This is a genomic window from Cellulosimicrobium sp. TH-20 (assembly GCF_002105775.1).
GTDB lineage: Bacteria > Actinomycetota > Actinomycetes > Actinomycetales > Cellulomonadaceae > Cellulosimicrobium > Cellulosimicrobium funkei.
On the sequence record NZ_CP020857.1, the window covers coordinates 3,646,511 to 3,663,916 of the forward strand.

Genomic DNA, 17,406 nt, shown 5'->3' on the forward strand with positions numbered 1-17,406 from the left:
CCGTCAGCTCGCGTCGCCGACCTGCGCCCGGGCGAGCTCCTCGGTCGCCTCGCGCTCCTCCGCGCGCAGCTCGGCGCCGCGGTCGCACACGTACTCGACGGCCTCGGCCGGGTCGTCGCACAGGTGGACGAGGTCGAGGTCGTGCTCGCTGATCATGCCGCGCCCCACGACGGCGGTCCGCGCCCAGTCGAGCAGGCCGGTCCAGTAGTCCGTCCCGACGAGCGCGACGGGGAACTCGGTGATCTTGTGCGTCTGGACGAGCGTGAGCGCCTCGAACAGCTCGTCGAACGTGCCGAACCCGCCCGGCAGCACGACGAAGCCCTGGGCATACTTGACGAACATCGTCTTGCGGGCGAAGAAGTAGCGGAAGTTCACGCCGAGGTTGACGTAGCGGTTCATCCCCTGCTCGAACGGCAGCTCGATCCCGAGCCCGATCGACAGGCCGCCCGCCTCCGACGCCCCCTTGTTGGCTGCTTCCATGATGCCGGGGCCGCCGCCCGTGATGACCGCGAAGCCCTCGTCGACCAGGAGGCGACCGACGTCCTCGGCGAGCGCGTAGTCCGGGTGGTCCGGCTTGGTCCGCGCCGAGCCGAACACGGAGACGGCCGGGCCGACCTCCGCGAGCGCGCCGAAACCCTCGACGAACTCGCTCTGGATGCGCATCACGCGCCACGGGTCGGAGTGCACCCAGTCCGCGTTGCCGCGCGAGTCGAGGAGGCGCTGGTCCGTCGTCTGGCCGGGGATCTGGTCGCCACGGAGCAGCACCGGCCCCTTGCGGTACCCGGTACCCGTCTGGGGCACGCCGTCGTCGGAACCCTGCTGGTCACGCACCGTGTCGCTCATGGCCACGAGCCTATGCCGCAGGGGTGGCCGTCAGCCACGCACGGAGCGCGTCGCGGCACAGCGCGAGCTGCCCGACGGGGCACCGCTCGTCGTCCTTGTGCGCGAGCAGCGGGTCCCCGGGGCCGAAGTTCACCGCCGGGACGCCGAGCTCGGCGAAGCGCGCGACGTCGGTCCAGCCGTACTTCGGGGCCGGTGCCCCGCCGGTCACGCCGAGGACGGCCGCCGCGAAGTCCGCCGCGAGCGGGTCGTCGAGGCCGGGCCGCGCGCCGGGCGCCGCGTCGGTGAGCGTGACCGCGAACCCGGTGAAGAGGTCGCGGACGTGCTGCTCGGCCTCGGCCACGCTGCGGGAGGGGGCGAACCGGAAGTTCACCGTGACGACGCACTCGTCGGGCACGACGTTGCCCGCGATGCCCCCCGTGATGCCGACGGCGTTCATCCCCTCCCGGTACACGAGGCCGTCGACCTCGATCTCCTGGGGGACGTACGCGGCCAGGCGGTCCAGCACCTCGTGCGCGGCGTGGATCGCGTTGGTCCCCGTCCAGGAGCGCGCGGAGTGGGCCGCGACGCCCGGCACGCGCACCTCGGCGCGCAGCGTCCCGTTGCACCCGCCCTCGAGGCCGGCCGACGTGGGCTCCCCGAGCACCGCGAAGTCCGCCTCCAGCAGGTCCGGACGGTTGCGCGCGAGGCGCCCGAGCCCGTTGAGGTCCGCGGCGACCTCCTCGTTGTCGTAGAAGACCCACGTGACGTCCTGGGCAGGGGCGTCGAGCTCCGCCGCGAGCGCGAGCGCGACGGCGACGCCGCCCTTCATGTCGACCGTGCCGCGGCCCCAGACCTCGGCGTGCGCGCCCTCGCCGACGACGCGCGTCGGCAGGTTCGGCGGGACCGTGAGCGGCACGGTGTCGAGGTGGCCCGCGACCACGACGCGCCGCTCCCTGCCGAGCGCCGTGCGCGCGACGACCGTGTCGCCGTCGCGGACGACCTCCAGGTGCGCGACCGTGCGCAACGCGGCCTCGACCGCGTCCGCGAGAGCGCGCTCGTCCCCGCTCACGGACGGCACGTCGCACACCGCGCGGAACAGGGCGACGAGGTCGCCGCGGAGGTCGAGCACGGGTCCGGTACCAGGGGTGGGAGACGTCACGCCAGCACCCTACCGGTGCCGGATAGGGTGGGCGCATGACTTCTGCGACCCCCGCGCCCGCCCCCTCGGCGGGCGCGTCCGAGCCGCGTACGGCGTGGGGCTACGGCCTGGCGACCGTCACCGACGACGGCACGACCCTCGACGTCTGGTACCCCGCGCCGGAGCTCGGCGCCGCCCCGGCGGACGCCGCCGTCCCCGCGTCCCTCGACGCGCTCGCCGAGCGCGACGAGCTGCGCGGCGTTGACGTCGTCGTGGTGCGGACCGAGATCGACCTCGACGCCGCCCCCGCCGACACCGCCGACGCCTACCTGCGCCTGCACCTGCTCTCCCACCGCCTCGTCGTCCCGCACGGCCTGAACCTCGACGGCCTCTTCGGCGTGCTGACGAACGTCGTGTGGACGAACCACGGCCCGTGCGCCGTCGACGGCTTCGAGGAGACGCGCCTGCGCCTGCGCGCGACCGGCCAGCCCGTGACCGTGCTCGGCGTCGACAAGTTCCCCCGCATGGTGGACTACGTCGTACCGTCGGGCGTCCGCATCGCCGACGCGGACCGCGTGCGCCTCGGGGCGCACCTCGCGGCCGGCACGACGGTGATGCACGAGGGCTTCGTGAACTTCAACGCGGGCACGCTCGGCACGTCGATGGTCGAGGGTCGCATCTCGGCGGGCGTCGTCGTGGGCGACGGCTCCGACGTGGGCGGCGGCGCGTCGATCATGGGCACGCTGTCCGGCGGCGGCCGCGAGGTCATCTCGGTCGGGCAGCGTTCCCTGCTCGGCGCGAACGCGGGCCTCGGCATCCCGCTCGGCGACGACTGCGTCGTGGAGTCCGGCCTGTACGTCACCGCCGGGACCAAGGTGACGGTCGTCGGGCAGCAGGACGCCTCGGGCGAGCCGCTCGTCGTCAAGGCGCGCGACCTCGCCGGCCGGTCCGGCATCCTCTTCCGGCGCAACTCGCTGACCGGCGGGGTCGAGGCGGTCTCGCGGACCGGCGCGGGCGTCGAGCTCAACGCCGCGCTGCACGCGAACTGACCGGCCCCTGCCGAGCACGCCCCGCCTCGACGATGACGACGACGCAGCCCCTGCGCTCCCCGAACGCCCCGGCGCCGGGGCGCGTCCGGTCGCGCCGACGCCCCCTGCGCACCGCGGTCACCCTCGTCACGGTGGCCGCGGTGGGGGTCGGCGCGGTCGTGGTCGCGCTCAACCGGCTCGACGACGCGACGCCCGTCGCGGAGCGCTGCGCCGCGACCGCCGACGGCCGCACGTGGTACCTCTCCGTGACGCAGGCCGACAACGCGGCGCTGATCACCGGGGCCACGGTGCGGCGCGGGCTGCCCGCCCGCGCCGCCACCATCGGGCTCGCGACCGCGCTGCAGGAGTCGCGGCTCGTCAACATCGACTACGGCGACCGCGACTCCGTCGGTCTGTTCCAGCAGCGCCCCTCGCAGGGGTGGGGCACCGTCGCGGAGATCATGGACCCGGTCTACTCGACCAACACGTTCTACGACGCGCTCGAGACGGTCGAGGGCTACGAGGGCATGGAGGTCACGGTCGCCGCGCAGACCGTCCAGCGGTCCGCGTTCCCCGACGCGTACGCGCAGCACGAGCCCCGCTCGCGCGCGTGGGCCTCCGCGCTGACCGGCTGGTCGCCCGCGTCGCTCACGTGCGACCTCGCGGCGGTCCCGGCGGAGGAGGTCCCGGCCGACGGCGACCCGGCCGAGCCGTTCCGGGAGCGCGTCGCGCGCGACCTCGGGGACGCCGTCCGCGTCGCCCCGTCGGACGGCGGGGACGGGGGCCTGGTCGTGGTCGACGCGTCCGCGCTCCCCGGCGCCGCGGAGGACGGCAGCGTCGAGCGGTCGGCGTGGGCCGTCGCCCAGTGGGCCGTGGCGACGGCGGACGCCACGAACGTCGTCGCCGTCGAGGTCGGCGACCGCCGCTGGTCGCGCGACGGCGCGACGTGGACGACCCCCGACCCGGCCGACCTCGCCCCGCTCGACCCGGGCGTCCTGCGCGTCCACGTCGCCGTCCCCGACGCGTCCTGACCGACCGCCGTCGGCCCGCGCCGGCGCGGTGTCGCGGACGGTGCCTCGCCGAGACGGGAGAAGTGGCCCTCGCGCACCCCCCGCGGCGGGGCCACGTCTCGCGACTCGTCCCGGGGTTCGCCGCCGGGGGGACGACGAGACGCCGCGCCGCTCACCGTGGGGTGAGCGGCGCGGCGTCTCGGTGGACGGGCGTCAGCGGTCGGAGACGGCGACGTAGTCGCGCTCGGTCTCGCCGACGTAGACCTGGCGCGGGCGGCCGATCTTGGTCTGCGGGTCCTTCATCATCTCGCGCCACTGCGCGATCCAGCCGGGCATGCGGCCCAGCGCGAAGAGCGGCGTGAACATGGCGGGCGAGAAGCCCATGGCCTTGTAGATGAGGCCCGTGTAGAAGTCCACGTTGGGGTAGAGCTTGCGCTCGATGAAGTAGTCGTCGTTGAGCGCGATCTCCTCGAGGCCCATGGCGATGTCGAGGAGCTGGTCCTTCTTGCCGAGGGTGGAGAGCACGGCGTCGGCCGACTTCTTGACGATCGCCGCGCGCGGGTCGTAGTTCTTGTAGACCCGGTGGCCGAAGCCCATGAGGCGGACGCCGTCCTCCTTGTTCTTCACCTTCTTCATGAAGGTGTCGACGTCGTACTCCGCGCCCGCGATCTTGTCGAGCATGGTGAGCACCGACTCGTTCGCGCCGCCGTGCAGCGGGCCCGAGAGCGCGTTGACCCCGGCCGCGACGGACGCGTAGAGGTTCGCGTGCGAGGACCCGACGACGCGGACCGTCGAGGTCGAGCAGTTCTGCTCGTGGTCGGCGTGCAGGATGAGCAGCTTGTCGAGCGCGTCGACCACGACCGGGTCGGCCTCGTACTGCTGGTACGGCGTCGCGAACGTCATGCGCAGGAAGTCGTCGACGTACCCGCGCGAGTAGTCCGGGTAGAGCAGCGGCTCGCCGACGCGGCGGCGGTGCAGGTACGACGTGATGGTGCGCGACTTCGCGAGGAGCAGGACCGTCGCGAGCTCGACCGTCTCGTCGTCGAACGGGTCGAGCGACTCGGGGTAGAACGTGGACAGCGCGTTGATCGCGGACGACAGCACCGCCATGGGGTGCGCGTTGCGCGGGAACGTGCCCATGAACGTGCGGAAGTCCTCGTGCACGAGCGTGTGCCGGTTGACGCGCTCGACGAAGGCGTCGAGCGTCGCGGCGTCGGGAAGCTCGCCGTGGATGAGGAGGTAGGCGACCTCGAGGAAGCTCGACCGCTCGGCGAGCTGCTCGATCGGGTAGCCGCGGTACCGGAGGATCCCGGCCTCGCCGTCGATGTACGTGATGCTCGACTCGCACGACGCGGTGTTCATGAAGCCGGGGTCGACGGTCACGAGGCCGGTCGACTTGAGCAAGGAGGACACGACGATGCCGTCGTTGCCCTCGGTCGCCGCGACCACGGGCAGGTCCTGCGCCTGGTCGTCGACGAGGAGGCGGACCTTCGCCTGCTGAGTGATGGTCATGGTTCCCTTCCTGCTGCTGCTCGCGCCGTTGCCGCGCGGTCGACCGTACCCCGCCCCACCCGCACGTGACCAATCAGGAACCGTCACGAGAACACCACACCCGCTGTGATCCAGGTCACGCCAGCGGGAGGCCTCCGGAGAGTCGAGCCGCGGCCTCGTGGACCCGCTCGTCGGTCGCGGTGAGGGCGACGCGCACGTGCCCCGCACCCTCGGTCCCGTAGAACGCCCCGGGCCCGACGAGGATGCCCCGGTCTGCGAGGGCGGAGATCGTCCGCCAGCAGTCGCCGGCCGCCTCGTCGACGGGCCGCGTCCACAGGTAGAGGCCCGCCTCGGAGTGGTCGATCGCGAGGCCCGCGCCGGTGAGGGCGTCGACGAGCACCTCGCGGCGGCGCGCGTAGACGTCCCGCTGCGCGGCGACGTGCGCGTCGTCGGACAGGGCCGCGACCATCGCGGCCTGGACCGGTGCGGGGACGATCATGCCGAGGTGCTTGCGCGTCGCGAGCAGGTCCGCGACGAGCGCCGCGTCCCCGGCCACGAACGCCGCGCGGTAGCCCGCCATGCTCGACTGCTTGGAGAGCGAGTAGGTGACGAGCAGGCCGTCGTGCGACCCGCCGCACACCGCCGGGTCGAGCAGGCTCGGGACACCGGTCGTCGTGAAGGGCTCGGTCCACGCGAGCTCCGCGTAGCACTCGTCGCTCGCGACGACCGCGCCGATCTCGCGGGCCGCGGCGACGACGCGCGCGAGGTGCGCGGCATCGAGCACGCGGCCCGTCGGGTTGCTCGGCGAGTTGACCCAGACCAGGCGCACGTCGTCGCGCCCGGCCCACGCGTCGACGTCGTCCGTCGCAAGGGGCGTCGCGCCCGCGAGGCGCGCGCCGACGTCGTAGGTGGGGTACGCCGTCCGCGGGTGCACGACGACGTCGCCCGGCCCGAGCCGCAGGAGCGAGGGCAGCAGCCCGACGAGCTCCTTGCTCCCGACGGTGGGGAGCACGGCGTCGGGGTCGAGGCCGGGGACGCCGCGACGGCGGGCGAACCACGCGGAGACCGCCTCGCGGAGGGCGGGCGTCCCGTGCGTCGTCGGGTAGCCGTGCGCGTCGGACGCGGCGGCGAGCGCGTCGCGCACCACGGCGGGGGTCGGGTCCACCGGCGTGCCGATGGAGAGGTCGACCACGCCGCGGGGGTGCGCTCGCGCGCGCTCCGCGTACGGGGTCAGCGTGTCCCAGGGATAGGCGAGACCGGAGAGGTCGGCGAGTCCCACGAGCGCCGGCGCCGAGGGCTCAGGCCTGCGGCGGCAGGGCGGCGATCATCGGGTCGTCCTTCTCGATGAGACCCATCTTCGCGGCACCGCCGGGCGAGCCGAGGTCGTCGAAGAACTCGACGTTGGCGCGGTAGTAGTCGCTCCACTCCGTCGGCACGTCGTCCTCGTAGTAGATCGCCTCGACGGGGCAGACCGGCTCGCACGCGCCGCAGTCGACGCACTCGTCCGGGTGGATGTAGAGCGACCGCTTGCCCTCGTAGATGCAGTCGACAGGACATTCCTCGATGCACGCCTTGTCCTTGACGTCCACGCACGGCTGGGCGATCACGTAAGTCACGACCGAGTACCTTTCTGGGTTCGTCCGGACCCGGCCCGGCGAGGGGCGAGGTCATGACAGGGACATGCACGACTAGTATCGCTCAGGTCGGGCGGTGCCCGACCCTCTCTGACCAGCCCGTGGACGAACGTCACACGACCCGAGGAGCCGCCGCGTGCCCGACTCGCCCTGGACGACGTGGGCGCCGGGGACGCGGGTCGTCGTCCGCCGCAGGCTCTCGCCCGACGACGCGGCCGCCGCGGGCAAGCCCCTCACCGACGTGATCGGGGTGGTCGTGGAGACCACCGCGACCACGCTCGTGCTGCGCGAGGACGCGGGCGGCAGCGCCCCGCCGCACCGCGGCCACGGCCCGCGCGACGACGCCCCTCCCCTGGTCTCCGTGCCGCTCGACGCGATCGTGGCCGGCAAGCCGGTCCCGCCGCGGCCGCCGCGACGGCCCGCCTCGCGCCCGGACTGACGACCGGGCCCGACGGACGACCGGTCGACGGGGCCTCTCGACGGGGCCTCGGCGACGACGTGACCCGCCCCGGGCGACGCCGGGACCGCGGTCGCACCTCAGGCGACGACGACCGCCCGGTCCTCGACGTCCACGACGACGGCGCCGCGGGCCCCCGCGGCGGTGAGCGTCTCGCGCCAGGTGCCCGCGTCGTCGAGGTCGACGCGCACGGGCTCGCCGGTGCCGCCCGTGGCGGCGCGCACCGGGTCGGGCCGGTCGAAGAACTCGCCCACGGGCGCATTGGTCTCCAGCGCGCGCACGAGCTGCTCGAGGTCGCGCACGACGACGCGCAGCGCGGACGCGACCCATGCGGCGTTGTCCGTGACCATGGCCTCGGTCCGGCGCGGGTCGGTGCGCCCCACGCGCGTCGCGTCGCGGAAGCTGCCCGCGGCGAGGCCCAGCGCGACGTCGCGCACGGGCGCGTCGGCGACGACGCCCAGGAGCTCGGTGGCCAGGACGTGCGGGACGTGGCTGACCAGCGCGGTGGACTCGTCGTGGACGTCGTCGGTGAGCACGTGCACCGTGCCGCCGAGCGGACCCGTGACGAGCCGCAGCACGGTCGTGAACGCGTCCGGTCGCGTGGTCGCGTCCACCGTCAGGGCCCAGCGCGCGCCCGCGAGCATCGCGGGGTCCGACGCCTCGAAGCCCGAGTGCTCGGTCCCGGCCATGGGGTGCGCCCCGACGTACCGGGCGTCGAGCCCGGCGGACCGGACGGCGTCGCGCACCGCGCCCTTGACGCTCCCGACGTCCGTCACGACCGTCGCGCCCCGCACGTGCCGGGCGACGTCGGCCGCCACCGCCCGCATGGCTCGCAGCGGCACGGCGAGCACGAGGACGTCCGGCTCGTCGGCGCAGACCTCCGCGACGTCGCCGACCACGCGCAGGCCGGCGGCGCGCGCCGCCGCGCGCGTGGTCGCCGTGGCGTCATAGCCGGCCACCTCGACGCCCCGCTCGTGCAGGAGCCGGGCGACCGAGCCGCCGACGAGACCGAGGCCGACGACGCCGACCCGGACCACCGCGCGGGACGTGCCCGGCTCCGGCGCGGCACCCGCGGCGGTCACCACAGCAGCCCCGTCGCGAGGCCCGCCGCGCCGGTCGACGCGTCGACGCTCCCGACCGGGACGTGCGCGGCGTCGACGTCGGCGCGCACCGCCCCGTCGAGCTCGCCGCGCGCCGGGACGACCCCGAGCGTCTTGAGCGCGTCCCCGGCCCGGACGAGGTCCTCCAGGACCGCACGCACCGGCGTGTCCCAGGGCGCGCCGTCGACCACGAGGACGAACGCGTAGGTGCCCGCGACGGCCTTGAGCGGTCGGGTGATGAGGCTCGACAGGTTGACGCGCCGTGCGCCGAAGGACTGGGTGATGCGGGCGAGCACCCCGGGGCCCGTGACGACGGGCGTGACCGCGAGCATCGTGCGCCACGTCGTCTCGCCACCGCTGCGCGCGCGGCCGAGCGCCGCGGCGGCCTCCGCACGCGGTGCCAGCACGAGGAACCGCGTGCGCGCGCCCGCGAAGTCCTCGACCGCGCGCTCGACAGTCTCCAGGCCGTAGAGCTCACCGCAGATCGTCGGGCCGAGGGCGACCTGGTGCGGCCCGGCGTCGCGGCACGCCGCGGCGTTCGACGACGCCGCGACCGGGACGAGGCCCGTCCGGCGCACGAAGCCCTGGCACTGCGCGAGGCCGTGCGGGTGCGCCGTCACCTCGGTGAGGTCGCCGTGGCCCGGGCGGGCGAACGCGTCGAACGAGATGTCGAGCACGACCTCGTCGACCGCGACGACGCTCGCGCTCCCGACGATCGCGTCGAGCGAGGGCACGACGTACCCCTCGACCGTGTTCTCGATCGCGACGACGCCCCGCTCGTGCTCGCCCGCGGCCACGCCCGCGAAGACGTCCGCGACGGTCTCGCGGGCCGCGAGCCCGGCACCCACCGGGCCGTGCTCGGCCGACCACGCGGCCGCCGCCTGGTGCGTGAACGACCCCTCGGGGCCGAGGTACCCGACGCTCACGCGTGGACGGGGTCGGGGGCGGTCGCCCAGCGCGGCTCGAGCGCGTCCGGGCCGGGCACGAACTCCTGCCCGGGCAGGACCGCGAGCACCCGGTGCGCGACGCCCCGCTCCCCGAACCCCGTGACGAGGGCGTCGAGCGTCGTCGCGTCGGGGCACGAGAACGCGCAGAAGAAGATGTGCGGGCCCGCCTGCGAGCGGTGGCTGCGCAGGTGCTGGAGGTCGATCCCGGCGGCGGCGACGAGCGCGAGCGTCTCCTGGAGCGAGCCGCGGTGGTCGTCCCGGGGCCCGAACGCGAGCCACACCTGGGCGACGCCCTCCGCCCGCGGCGCCGCGTCGCGGCTCTCCAGCAGCCCGTACCAGACGGGCGCGCCCTCGCCGAGGAGCTCGCTCCCCGGGAGCTCGGCATAGCCGAGCGCGGCGAGCGGCCCGTGGGCCACCGAGCGCTCCACGACGAGGCTGCCGTCGGCGCCGGCGAGCGCGACCCGCTCCTCCAGCGTGGTGCGGGTCGGGACGAGCGACGGGCTGACGCCCATCGTGCGCAGCACGTGGCGCCGGTCGCGCATGCCCGCCTCGTCGACCACCACGTGCCCCGTCAGGTCGCGGGCCGCCGTCGACCGGCCGACCCAGACCCACTGCGACGGCACCGCCGACGCGCCGGTCAGCACGAGCGACGGCGGCGCCGCGAGCAGCGCGCGCTCGAGCTCGTGCGACGGCTGTGCCGGGTGGCCCAGGTGCACGACGGCGGCCAGCGCGTCGATGCTCGCGACGGTCGACAGCGTCGCCGTCGTCGACCCGAGGTCGAGCAGCGCCTCCGTCGGGTCGCCGTCGACCCATCCCGCCTCCGTGGCCGCGAGCAGCGCCTGCGCTCCCGACTCCCGTTCGCTGCGTCCGAGCATGGGACCTCCGTGGTTCGTGGGTGGACCGGGTCTACTCGCAGACGACCGCGTTGTCCGGCTTGTAGGTCCACCGGTAGGACTCGTCCTTGACGAGCTCGCCCTCGCGGTAGACCTTGCGGTAGTTCGTGATGGAGAAGCCGGGGCTGCCCGCGGGCGTCGGGGCGCAGTCGGCGCCCGAGTGCGTGACGGTCGTCGGCTGGACCACGTTCGACTTGCCGCTCGACGACGTCTCGACGTCGTAGTACTTGGTGCTCCAGACCGCGACGTGCAGCTGTCCGCCGCCGACCCAGGACTGCATGAGGACGCCGTACGGGGTGTCGTTCTTGAACTTCATGTCGATCGAGCCCACGAAGATCGTCGCCTCGCGGCCCGCGGGGTAGCGCTCGAACCAGTAGCTGTGCGGGCGGTGCTCGACGTCCTCGAGCCCTGCGAAGAAGCCCGCGTTGTACGTGGTCGTGGCCATCTGCGACAGGCCGCCGCCGACGCCCTCGGTGTGGCGCCCGCTCTCGACGATGCCGGCCGCGTAGTAGCCGCCCTCGAGCGTGATGGGCGAGAGCGCGTCGACGAGCGAGAAGGTCTCCCCCGGCTTGACGAGCGTCCCGTTCACCTTCTCCGCCCCGCGCTTCAGGTTCGCGGTGCGGACGGGGACGTTGGGGACGGGCGTCGAGAACTCCGACACCTTCTCCTTGATCCCCAGCGCCTCGAGCGCCGCGACCGACTGCTCCGGGTCCGACTCGACGAGCTCGACCGTCGCCGTGCGCTCGTCGCCCGAGGCGGCCGTCGTGACGGCCGTCGCGATGGCCGCCGGGTCGATCGTCGTGCCGGGCTGGCCGCCCTCGATCACCGGCGCGCCGTCCCGGAAGACGAAGTGCGCGTCGTCGGCCGCGGTGAGCAGGTCGTTCGTCCGGTCGACCACGGACTGCACGAGCGCCGGGCCGTCGAAGGTCAGCGTGAGGACGCCGTCCGTCGCCGCGAAGGAGGCGGCCGCGGCGAGCGCCTCGGGGGGCAGCTCCGGCGACTGGCCGCCGACGGAGACGACGACGGGCGCGGACACGACCTTCTCCGCCAGGGCGAGCGCGGCGTCCGTCTCGTCCTGCGTGATCGTGGGCTCGACGGGCTCGGTGGGCAGCTCGACCGGCCCGTCGGTGACGAGCCAGCTCTCCGTGATGGTCGCGGGCACCTCGTCCGTGACGAGCGCCGAGCCGTCCGCGGCCGGCGTGCTCGTGGGCGCGCCGTCGACGAACTGCACGGCCCCGTCCACGGGCTCGATCTCCAGGCTGCCGCGCAGCGCCTCGACCTGGGCGTCGAGGGCCGCGTCGTCGACCGTGACCAGGGGCTCCGCGTCCTTGCCGCCGAACAGGTGCTGCCACAGGCGCGCCGGGTTCATCGAGAACGACGTGAGCTCCTCGGCCGTCCCCGCGGCGTCGAAGGTCAGGCCCGCCGTCGCCGGGTCGAGCGTCGTGCTCGCCTCGCCCGCCGCGAGCGTGATCGGCTCGGCCGCGCGCGGCCCGAGCTCCGACTCGAGCCGGTCCTCGGCCGCCGTCCGGGACAGGCCACCGACGTCGACGCCGGCGACGCTCGTCCCGCTCGGGACCTTGTCGGAGTAGAACCACTGGGCGCCGGTGTACAGGCCGCCCAGGACCAGGACGGCGATCCCCGTCCACAGCAGCCCGCGGGCCCAGCCGCGCCGCGGCCCGTCCTCGTCGAAGCCCTCGAAGGGCGAGGCCTCGCGCGAGTCGTCGGGCGGGACCGGCGTGAACGCGCTGGGTGCGGCGGTCCCCGCGGCAGTCGCCGGGGCCGTCGCACCGGAGCTCTCGGCCGGGGCCCCTGCGGTGGCCTCCGTCGGAGCGGTCGCGCCGGCGGCGTCCGGCGCCGGGCTCGCCGGCTCGTCGGGGGACGCGGGCGACAGGATCGACGTGCGCACGACGGGCGCGGGCCGCGACCACGGGTCGACGGGTGGGATCACCTGCGTCGCGTCGGGCGCGGCGTCGCTCCCCTCGCCCGCGGGACGAGCCGGGCCGTCCGCCGGCGTCGGCACCACGGGCACGACGGCGGTCCGCTCGGCCGCGCGCTCGTCGGCCGGGTCTCCCCCGGTCGCGGCGGCCGACCGGTCGGCCGACGTCGCGTCGTCCGGTGTCGCGCTGCTCGCGGACGAGGCGTCCGCGGCCGTCGCGACGGAGGCCGTGTCGTCCGAGGCCGTGTCGTCCGAGGGCGTGGTGTCCGGGGCGACCGAGGTGTGGGCGACGGGTGCCGGGGCCTCCCGGTCGGCGGTGCCCGCGGCCGGGGCGGCCGGGGAGTCGGCCTGTGCGCCCGGTGCGGGGACGAGAACCGCGGGGACGTCCGGGTCGAACGCGAACACGCGCGGGACGTACGGCTCCTCGTCGGCCTCGTCCGCACCGCTGCCGCCTGGAGTGCCCACCGTCCGCGGGCTGCTCTCGGCCGTGGTGCCGCCGTCCGCGTGGCCGACAGGGGCCGGGCTCTCGGCAGCGCCGGCGACCGGCGCGTCGGGGGTGGTCGACGTCGGCTCGCCGCTCGCCTCGGTCGGGTCGGCCGTCGACCCGCCCGGCGCGGACCCGTCCGCGACGGGCGACTCCGCGACGGACGCGTCGGGACCGCGCTCGACCGGGGTGCCCTGGGCGTCGGGCTCCACGGCGGCGCTCACCGGAGCGCCGGCGTGCGCGACCGTGCCGGTCGTCACCTGGGTCTCGGTGGGCGCCTCGTCCGCCGCGGCTGCGGGCGCCGCGTGGGTGGCCGGGCTCGCATCCACAGCGTCTGACGACGCGGCGGGTGCCGGGCTAGCGTCGTCCGGCACCGCGGAGCGCTGCTCCGAGGCGGCGGTGCGCTGCGCGGCCGTCTGCTCGGGGGCCGCGGCCGTCTGCTCGGGGACCGCGACAGGCTCCGAGGGCACGAGCGGCTCCGCAGCGGCGACCGGCTCCGAGGAGGCGACCTCCGGGCGGCTCTCCGCGGCGGGAGAGCCAGCCGCGGACGCGTCGGCGGTGGCTGCGCCGGTGGCCGGCGCGTCGACCGCCGACGGCTCCACGGACGTCGGCGCGTCGTCCGCCGGGGTCGCTCCGGGTGCGGAGCCAGGCTCGGCCGGGCCGGCACCCGCGGGACCGGGGTCCGCAGGCGCGGCGGGGGCGGGACCGTCCGGGGCGGTGTCCGTCGGCGCGCTCGTCGGCTCGTCCGTCGACGCGCTCGTCGGCTCGTCCGTCGGCGTGGGAGCGCCCGGGGCGACGTCGCCGGAAGCGTCGGTACGCTGCGCGTCGGGGCCGGACGCCGTCTCGGGAGCCGCGGGCTCGACCGTCTCGGCGGGCTCCGGCACGGCGTCCTGAGGGGAGTCGAGATCGGCGTCTCGGTCGGTCGGCTGACCCATCCACTGTCTCCGTGACGAAAGGCGCGCGGCGGTCCGCGCGACGACGAGGGGTGTGCGGGGATCCGCACGGCGAATACTAGCGGGACGCGAGGGGGTTCTCGGGTCCGTCGTGCCTGGTGGGACGCCCGTGCTGGGCCGTGCGGACCGGGCGGTCGCTGAACCACGACCGGGGCAGGAAGGCCGCCGCGGCGACCACGAGCATGCCGCCGTAGATCCAGACGTACCCGACGGGCTCGCTCGGGACGAGCACGTCGCCTCCCGGCCCCTCGAGCGAGAGGAGCTGCACGACGACGACCCACCCGATGCCGAAGCCCAGGAGACCCGCCATCCCGCCCCAGGCGCGGGCCAGGGTGGCCGCCGCGAGGACGGTGAGCAGGGCGAGCACGATGCCGAGCCCGGCCCCGCCCGGGAGGTCGACGCCCAGGAGGTGCGCCCGGTGCGCGACCGTGCCGACGAGCCCGACGAGCGCGCCCACGAGCGCGCACGCCACCCCGCGGCCCACGAGCCGCCCCGTACCGGTCTCCACGGGCCCCAGGCTAACGCGTGGGTCCGGGCGGGACCTGGTCGCCCGGGAGAGCAGGGCCGGAGGGAGCGTAGAACTCGTGTGAAGGGACGGGCGCCAGCACGTCGTTGCTCAGGGCGTACCACCCGAGCAGCACCGGCTCGCCCCCCGCGGCGGCCGTCACGTGCTGGACCTGTGTCGCGTGCGCGCGCATCGCGCCGAGCACGTCGTCGAGCACGGGCCCCACCGGCACGCTCACGAGCGCGGGCAGCGACGCGTCGGGACGCGCGAGCGGGGGCAGCGCCTCGTCCGGGTCCGGGAGCGTGAGCCGCGCGTCGGCCGCGAGCAGCTCGAGCGCGCCGGGGTGCTCGGCGAGGGCGCGGCGTGCCGCGCGCACCGTGGTCTCGGGGGCGACGACCTGCCACAGCGCGGGCAGCGGCTCGCCGTCCGCGGCGAGGAGCTCGAGCGCGCGGACCGTGACATCGTGGGCCCGGACGTGGTCGGGGTGGCCGTAGCCGCCGCCCGCCTCGTACGTCGCCACGACGGCGGGACGCCGGTCCCGGACCACCGCCGCCAGGCGGGCGGCGGCCTCGTCGAGCGGGACGCCGACGAACGCGCGCGGCGGGAGCTGCTCGGTCGCGACCCCGCCGGCCACGCCCGGCGCGACCCAGGCCATGCCCGAGTCCTCGAACCGCACGGTCGCGCCGCCGTCGGACGGCTCGACCGGGCTCGTGACGGTGTCGAGGAAGACGTGGTCCCGCACACCCAGCGCGGCGAGCGCGCGGGCGAGCTCGGTCTCGCGGAACGCCGCGAGCGCGGGCCCGTCGCCCTCGAGGTGCCCGACGCCCGTCGGGTGCGCGGGCGTGTCGATCACCTCGCCCCGCTCTCCCCGCGTGCACGTCACGGCGGTGACCGGCTCCCCCGCGCGAGCCCAGGTCGCGAGCAGCGCGCCCGTCGCCAGGGTCTCGTCGTCGGGGTGGGCGTGGACGGCCAGCAGGCCGCCGTCGGGCACGACGGCGGCCTGCTGCCTCTGCGGGACGGTCACCCCGGGGGTGGCGTCAGGCGCGCTTCGCGCGCGAGACCGCGCGGGCGCGCTCGGTCTGGTCGAGGACGACCTTGCGGATGCGGACGACCTCGGGCGTGACCTCGACGCACTCGTCCTCGCGCGCGAACTCCAGCGACTCCTCGAGCGTGAGGTGGCGCGGCGGCACGAGGTTCTCGAAGTTGTCGGCCGTCGAGGACCGCATGTTCGTGAGCTTCTTCTCCTTGGTGATGTTCACGTCCATGTCCTCGTTGCGCGAGTTCTCGCCGACGATCATGCCCTCGTAGACCTCCTGCGTGGGGTCGACGAAGAACGAGCCGCGCTCCTGGAGGTTGATCATCGCGAACGGCGTCACCTTGCCCGCACGGTCGGCGACGAGCGAGCCCGTGGTGCGGGTCTCGATCGCGCCGGCCCACGGCTCGTAGCCCTCGGAGATCGACGACGCGATGCCGGTGCCGCGCGTCTCGGTGAGGAACCGCGTGCGGAACCCGATGAGGCCGCGCGCCGGGACCATGAACTCCATGCGGATCCAGCCCGTGCCGTGGTTCGACATGGTCTCCATGCGGCCCTTGCGCTGGGCGAGGAGCTGGGTGACCGCGCCGAGGTACTCCTCGGGGACGTCGATCGTCATGCGCTCCATCGGCTCGTGCGTCTTGCCGTCGATCGTGCGCGTGACGACCTGCGGCTTGCCGACCGTGAGCTCGAAGCCCTCGCGGCGCATCTGCTCGACGAGGATCGCCAGCGCGAGCTCGCCGCGACCCTGGACCTCCCACGCGTCGGGGCGGTCGGTCGGGAGCACGCGCAGCGACACGTTGCCGACGAGCTCGGCGTCGAGGCGGTCCTTGACCTGGCGGGCCGTGACCTTGTGGCCCTTGCCGCCCTTGCCCGCGAGCGGCGAGGTGTTGATGCCGATGGTCATCGAGATGGCCGGGTCGTCGACCGTGATGAGCGGCAGCGGGCGCGGGTCGTCGGGGTCGGTGAGCGTCTCGCCGATCGTGATGTCCGCGATGCCCGCGACGGCGACGATGTCGCCGGGCCGGGCCTTGTCCGTGGGGACGCGGTCGAGCGCCTTCGTCTCCAGCAGCTCGGTGATCTTCACGCTCTGGAGCGTGCCGTCGTGGCGCGCCCACGCGACGACCTGGCCCTTGCGGAGCTCGCCGTTGAAGATGCGCAGCAGCGCGAGGCGCCCGAGGAACGGCGAGGCGTCGAGGTTGGTCACGTGCGCCTGGAGCGGCGCGCCCTCGTCGTACGTCGGCGCGGGGATCTTCTCGAGGATCGTCGTGAACAGGGGCTCGAGGTCCTCGTTCGAGGGGAGCTGGCCGTCCAGCGGCTGGTCGAGCGACGCGCGGCCGGCCTTCGCGGACGCGTAGACGACCGGGACGTCGAGGATCGCGTCGAGGTCGAGGTCCGGCACGTCGTCCGCGAGGTCGGACGCGAGGCCCAGCAGCAGGTCGGTCGCCTCGGCGACGACCTCGGTGATGCGGGAGTCGGGCCGGTCGACCTTGTTGACGACGATGATCACCGGGAGCTTCGCCGCGAGCGCCTTGCGGAGCACGAACCGGGTCTGCGGGAGCGGGCCCTCGCTCGCGTCCACGAGCAGCACGACGCCGTCGACCATGGACAGGCCGCGCTCGACCTCGCCGCCGAAGTCGGCGTGGCCCGGGGTGTCGATGACGTTGATCGTGATGCCGTCGGGCTCGCCCACCGCGGCGGCCGCCGGGCCGGCGTACCGCACCGCGGTGTTCTTCGCGAGGATGGTGATGCCCTTCTCGCGCTCGAGGTCACCGGAGTCCATGACGCGCTCGTCCACGTGCTGGTGCGCGGAGAAGGCGCCGGACTGGCGCAGCATCGCGTCGACGAGCGTGGTCTTGCCGTGGTCGACGTGGGCGACGATCGCCACGTTGCGCAGGTCGGAGCGCACAGACATCTACGGTTCTCATTTCGTGGGGTACGAGGGGCGACGACGGCCGGCCACCTCAGCGCGCAC

At 75.0% G+C, this 17,406-nt stretch carries 15 protein-coding genes; 3 read left to right on the top strand and 12 right to left on the bottom strand.

What is annotated here, in order from left to right; genetic code table 11:
• Positions 1–3: 3 nt before the first annotated feature.
• Positions 4–843: a TIGR00730 family Rossman fold protein gene (locus tag B8281_RS16320; protein ID WP_085388262.1), complete on the bottom strand. Its 840-nt coding sequence runs from the start codon at positions 841–843 to the stop codon at positions 4–6.
• Between the two features lie 10 nt (positions 844–853).
• Positions 854–1,981, bottom strand: a complete 1,128-nt coding sequence (gene dapE, locus B8281_RS16325; protein WP_043656457.1) for a succinyl-diaminopimelate desuccinylase — start codon at positions 1,979–1,981, stop codon at positions 854–856.
• 35 nt (positions 1,982–2,016) lie between these two features.
• Between dapE and dapD the strand changes: the two genes are divergently transcribed.
• Together dapD and B8281_RS16335 are read left to right on the top strand one after the other, a co-directional pair.
• The gene (gene dapD, locus B8281_RS16330; protein ID WP_051876515.1) at positions 2,017–3,009 is read left to right on the top strand and encodes a 2,3,4,5-tetrahydropyridine-2,6-dicarboxylate N-succinyltransferase; all 993 of its coding nucleotides are present in this window, start codon (positions 2,017–2,019) and stop codon (positions 3,007–3,009) included.
• Positions 3,010–3,041: 32 nt separating this feature from the next.
• On the top strand, positions 3,042–4,019 hold the full coding sequence (locus B8281_RS16335; RefSeq protein ID WP_198163086.1) for a hypothetical protein: 978 nt from the start codon (positions 3,042–3,044) through the stop codon (positions 4,017–4,019).
• Between the two features lie 192 nt (positions 4,020–4,211).
• On the opposite strand, the gene B8281_RS16340 is transcribed toward B8281_RS16335, so the two are convergent.
• The 3 genes from B8281_RS16340 to fdxA form a co-directional block, all read right to left on the bottom strand.
• Entirely contained in the window at positions 4,212–5,510 is a 1,299-nt protein-coding gene (locus B8281_RS16340; RefSeq protein ID WP_085388263.1) for a citrate synthase, read from the bottom strand.
• Between the two features lie 115 nt (positions 5,511–5,625).
• Positions 5,626–6,768 carry a succinyldiaminopimelate transaminase gene (gene dapC, locus B8281_RS16345; protein WP_085388264.1) on the bottom strand — a complete coding sequence of 381 codons (1,143 nt, stop codon included), beginning with the start codon at positions 6,766–6,768 and terminating at the stop codon, positions 5,626–5,628.
• 19 nt (positions 6,769–6,787) lie between these two features.
• On the bottom strand, positions 6,788–7,105 hold the full coding sequence (gene fdxA, locus B8281_RS16350) for a ferredoxin (RefSeq protein ID WP_024841122.1): 318 nt from the start codon (positions 7,103–7,105) through the stop codon (positions 6,788–6,790).
• A gap of 154 nt (positions 7,106–7,259) precedes the next feature.
• Between fdxA and B8281_RS16355 the strand changes: the two genes are divergently transcribed.
• Positions 7,260–7,562: a hypothetical protein gene (locus B8281_RS16355; RefSeq protein ID WP_034651460.1), complete on the top strand. Its 303-nt coding sequence runs from the start codon at positions 7,260–7,262 to the stop codon at positions 7,560–7,562.
• Between the two features lie 98 nt (positions 7,563–7,660).
• Here the strand turns inward: B8281_RS16355 and B8281_RS16360 are convergent, their stop codons facing one another.
• From B8281_RS16360 to typA, 7 genes are all read right to left on the bottom strand, one after another.
• Positions 7,661–8,665, bottom strand: coding sequence for a prephenate dehydrogenase/arogenate dehydrogenase family protein (locus tag B8281_RS16360; RefSeq protein WP_232322599.1), 1,005 nt, complete (start codon positions 8,663–8,665; stop codon positions 7,661–7,663).
• Positions 8,659–9,606 (bottom strand): prephenate dehydratase domain-containing protein, encoded by a 948-nt coding sequence (locus B8281_RS16365; RefSeq protein ID WP_232322600.1) that lies wholly within the window; start codon positions 9,604–9,606, stop codon positions 8,659–8,661. Before B8281_RS16365 ends, B8281_RS16360 begins: the two co-directional genes overlap by 7 nt.
• Positions 9,603–10,502, bottom strand: a complete 900-nt coding sequence (locus B8281_RS16370; RefSeq protein ID WP_085388265.1) for a hypothetical protein — start codon at positions 10,500–10,502, stop codon at positions 9,603–9,605. Before B8281_RS16370 ends, B8281_RS16365 begins: the two co-directional genes overlap by 4 nt.
• A 31-nt stretch (positions 10,503–10,533) precedes the next feature.
• Positions 10,534–13,875 carry a VanW family protein gene (locus B8281_RS19895; protein WP_085388266.1) on the bottom strand — a complete coding sequence of 1,114 codons (3,342 nt, stop codon included), beginning with the start codon at positions 13,873–13,875 and terminating at the stop codon, positions 10,534–10,536.
• Positions 13,876–13,951: 76 nt separating this feature from the next.
• Positions 13,952–14,401, bottom strand: coding sequence for a hypothetical protein (locus tag B8281_RS16380; protein ID WP_185981318.1), 450 nt, complete (start codon positions 14,399–14,401; stop codon positions 13,952–13,954).
• Positions 14,402–14,411: 10 nt separating this feature from the next.
• Positions 14,412–15,422, bottom strand: a complete 1,011-nt coding sequence (locus tag B8281_RS16385; protein ID WP_232322601.1) for a PIG-L family deacetylase — start codon at positions 15,420–15,422, stop codon at positions 14,412–14,414.
• A gap of 13 nt (positions 15,423–15,435) precedes the next feature.
• Positions 15,436–17,346, bottom strand: a complete 1,911-nt coding sequence (gene typA, locus B8281_RS16390) for a translational GTPase TypA (protein ID WP_021479795.1) — start codon at positions 17,344–17,346, stop codon at positions 15,436–15,438.
• Positions 17,347–17,406: the final 60 nt, after the last annotated feature.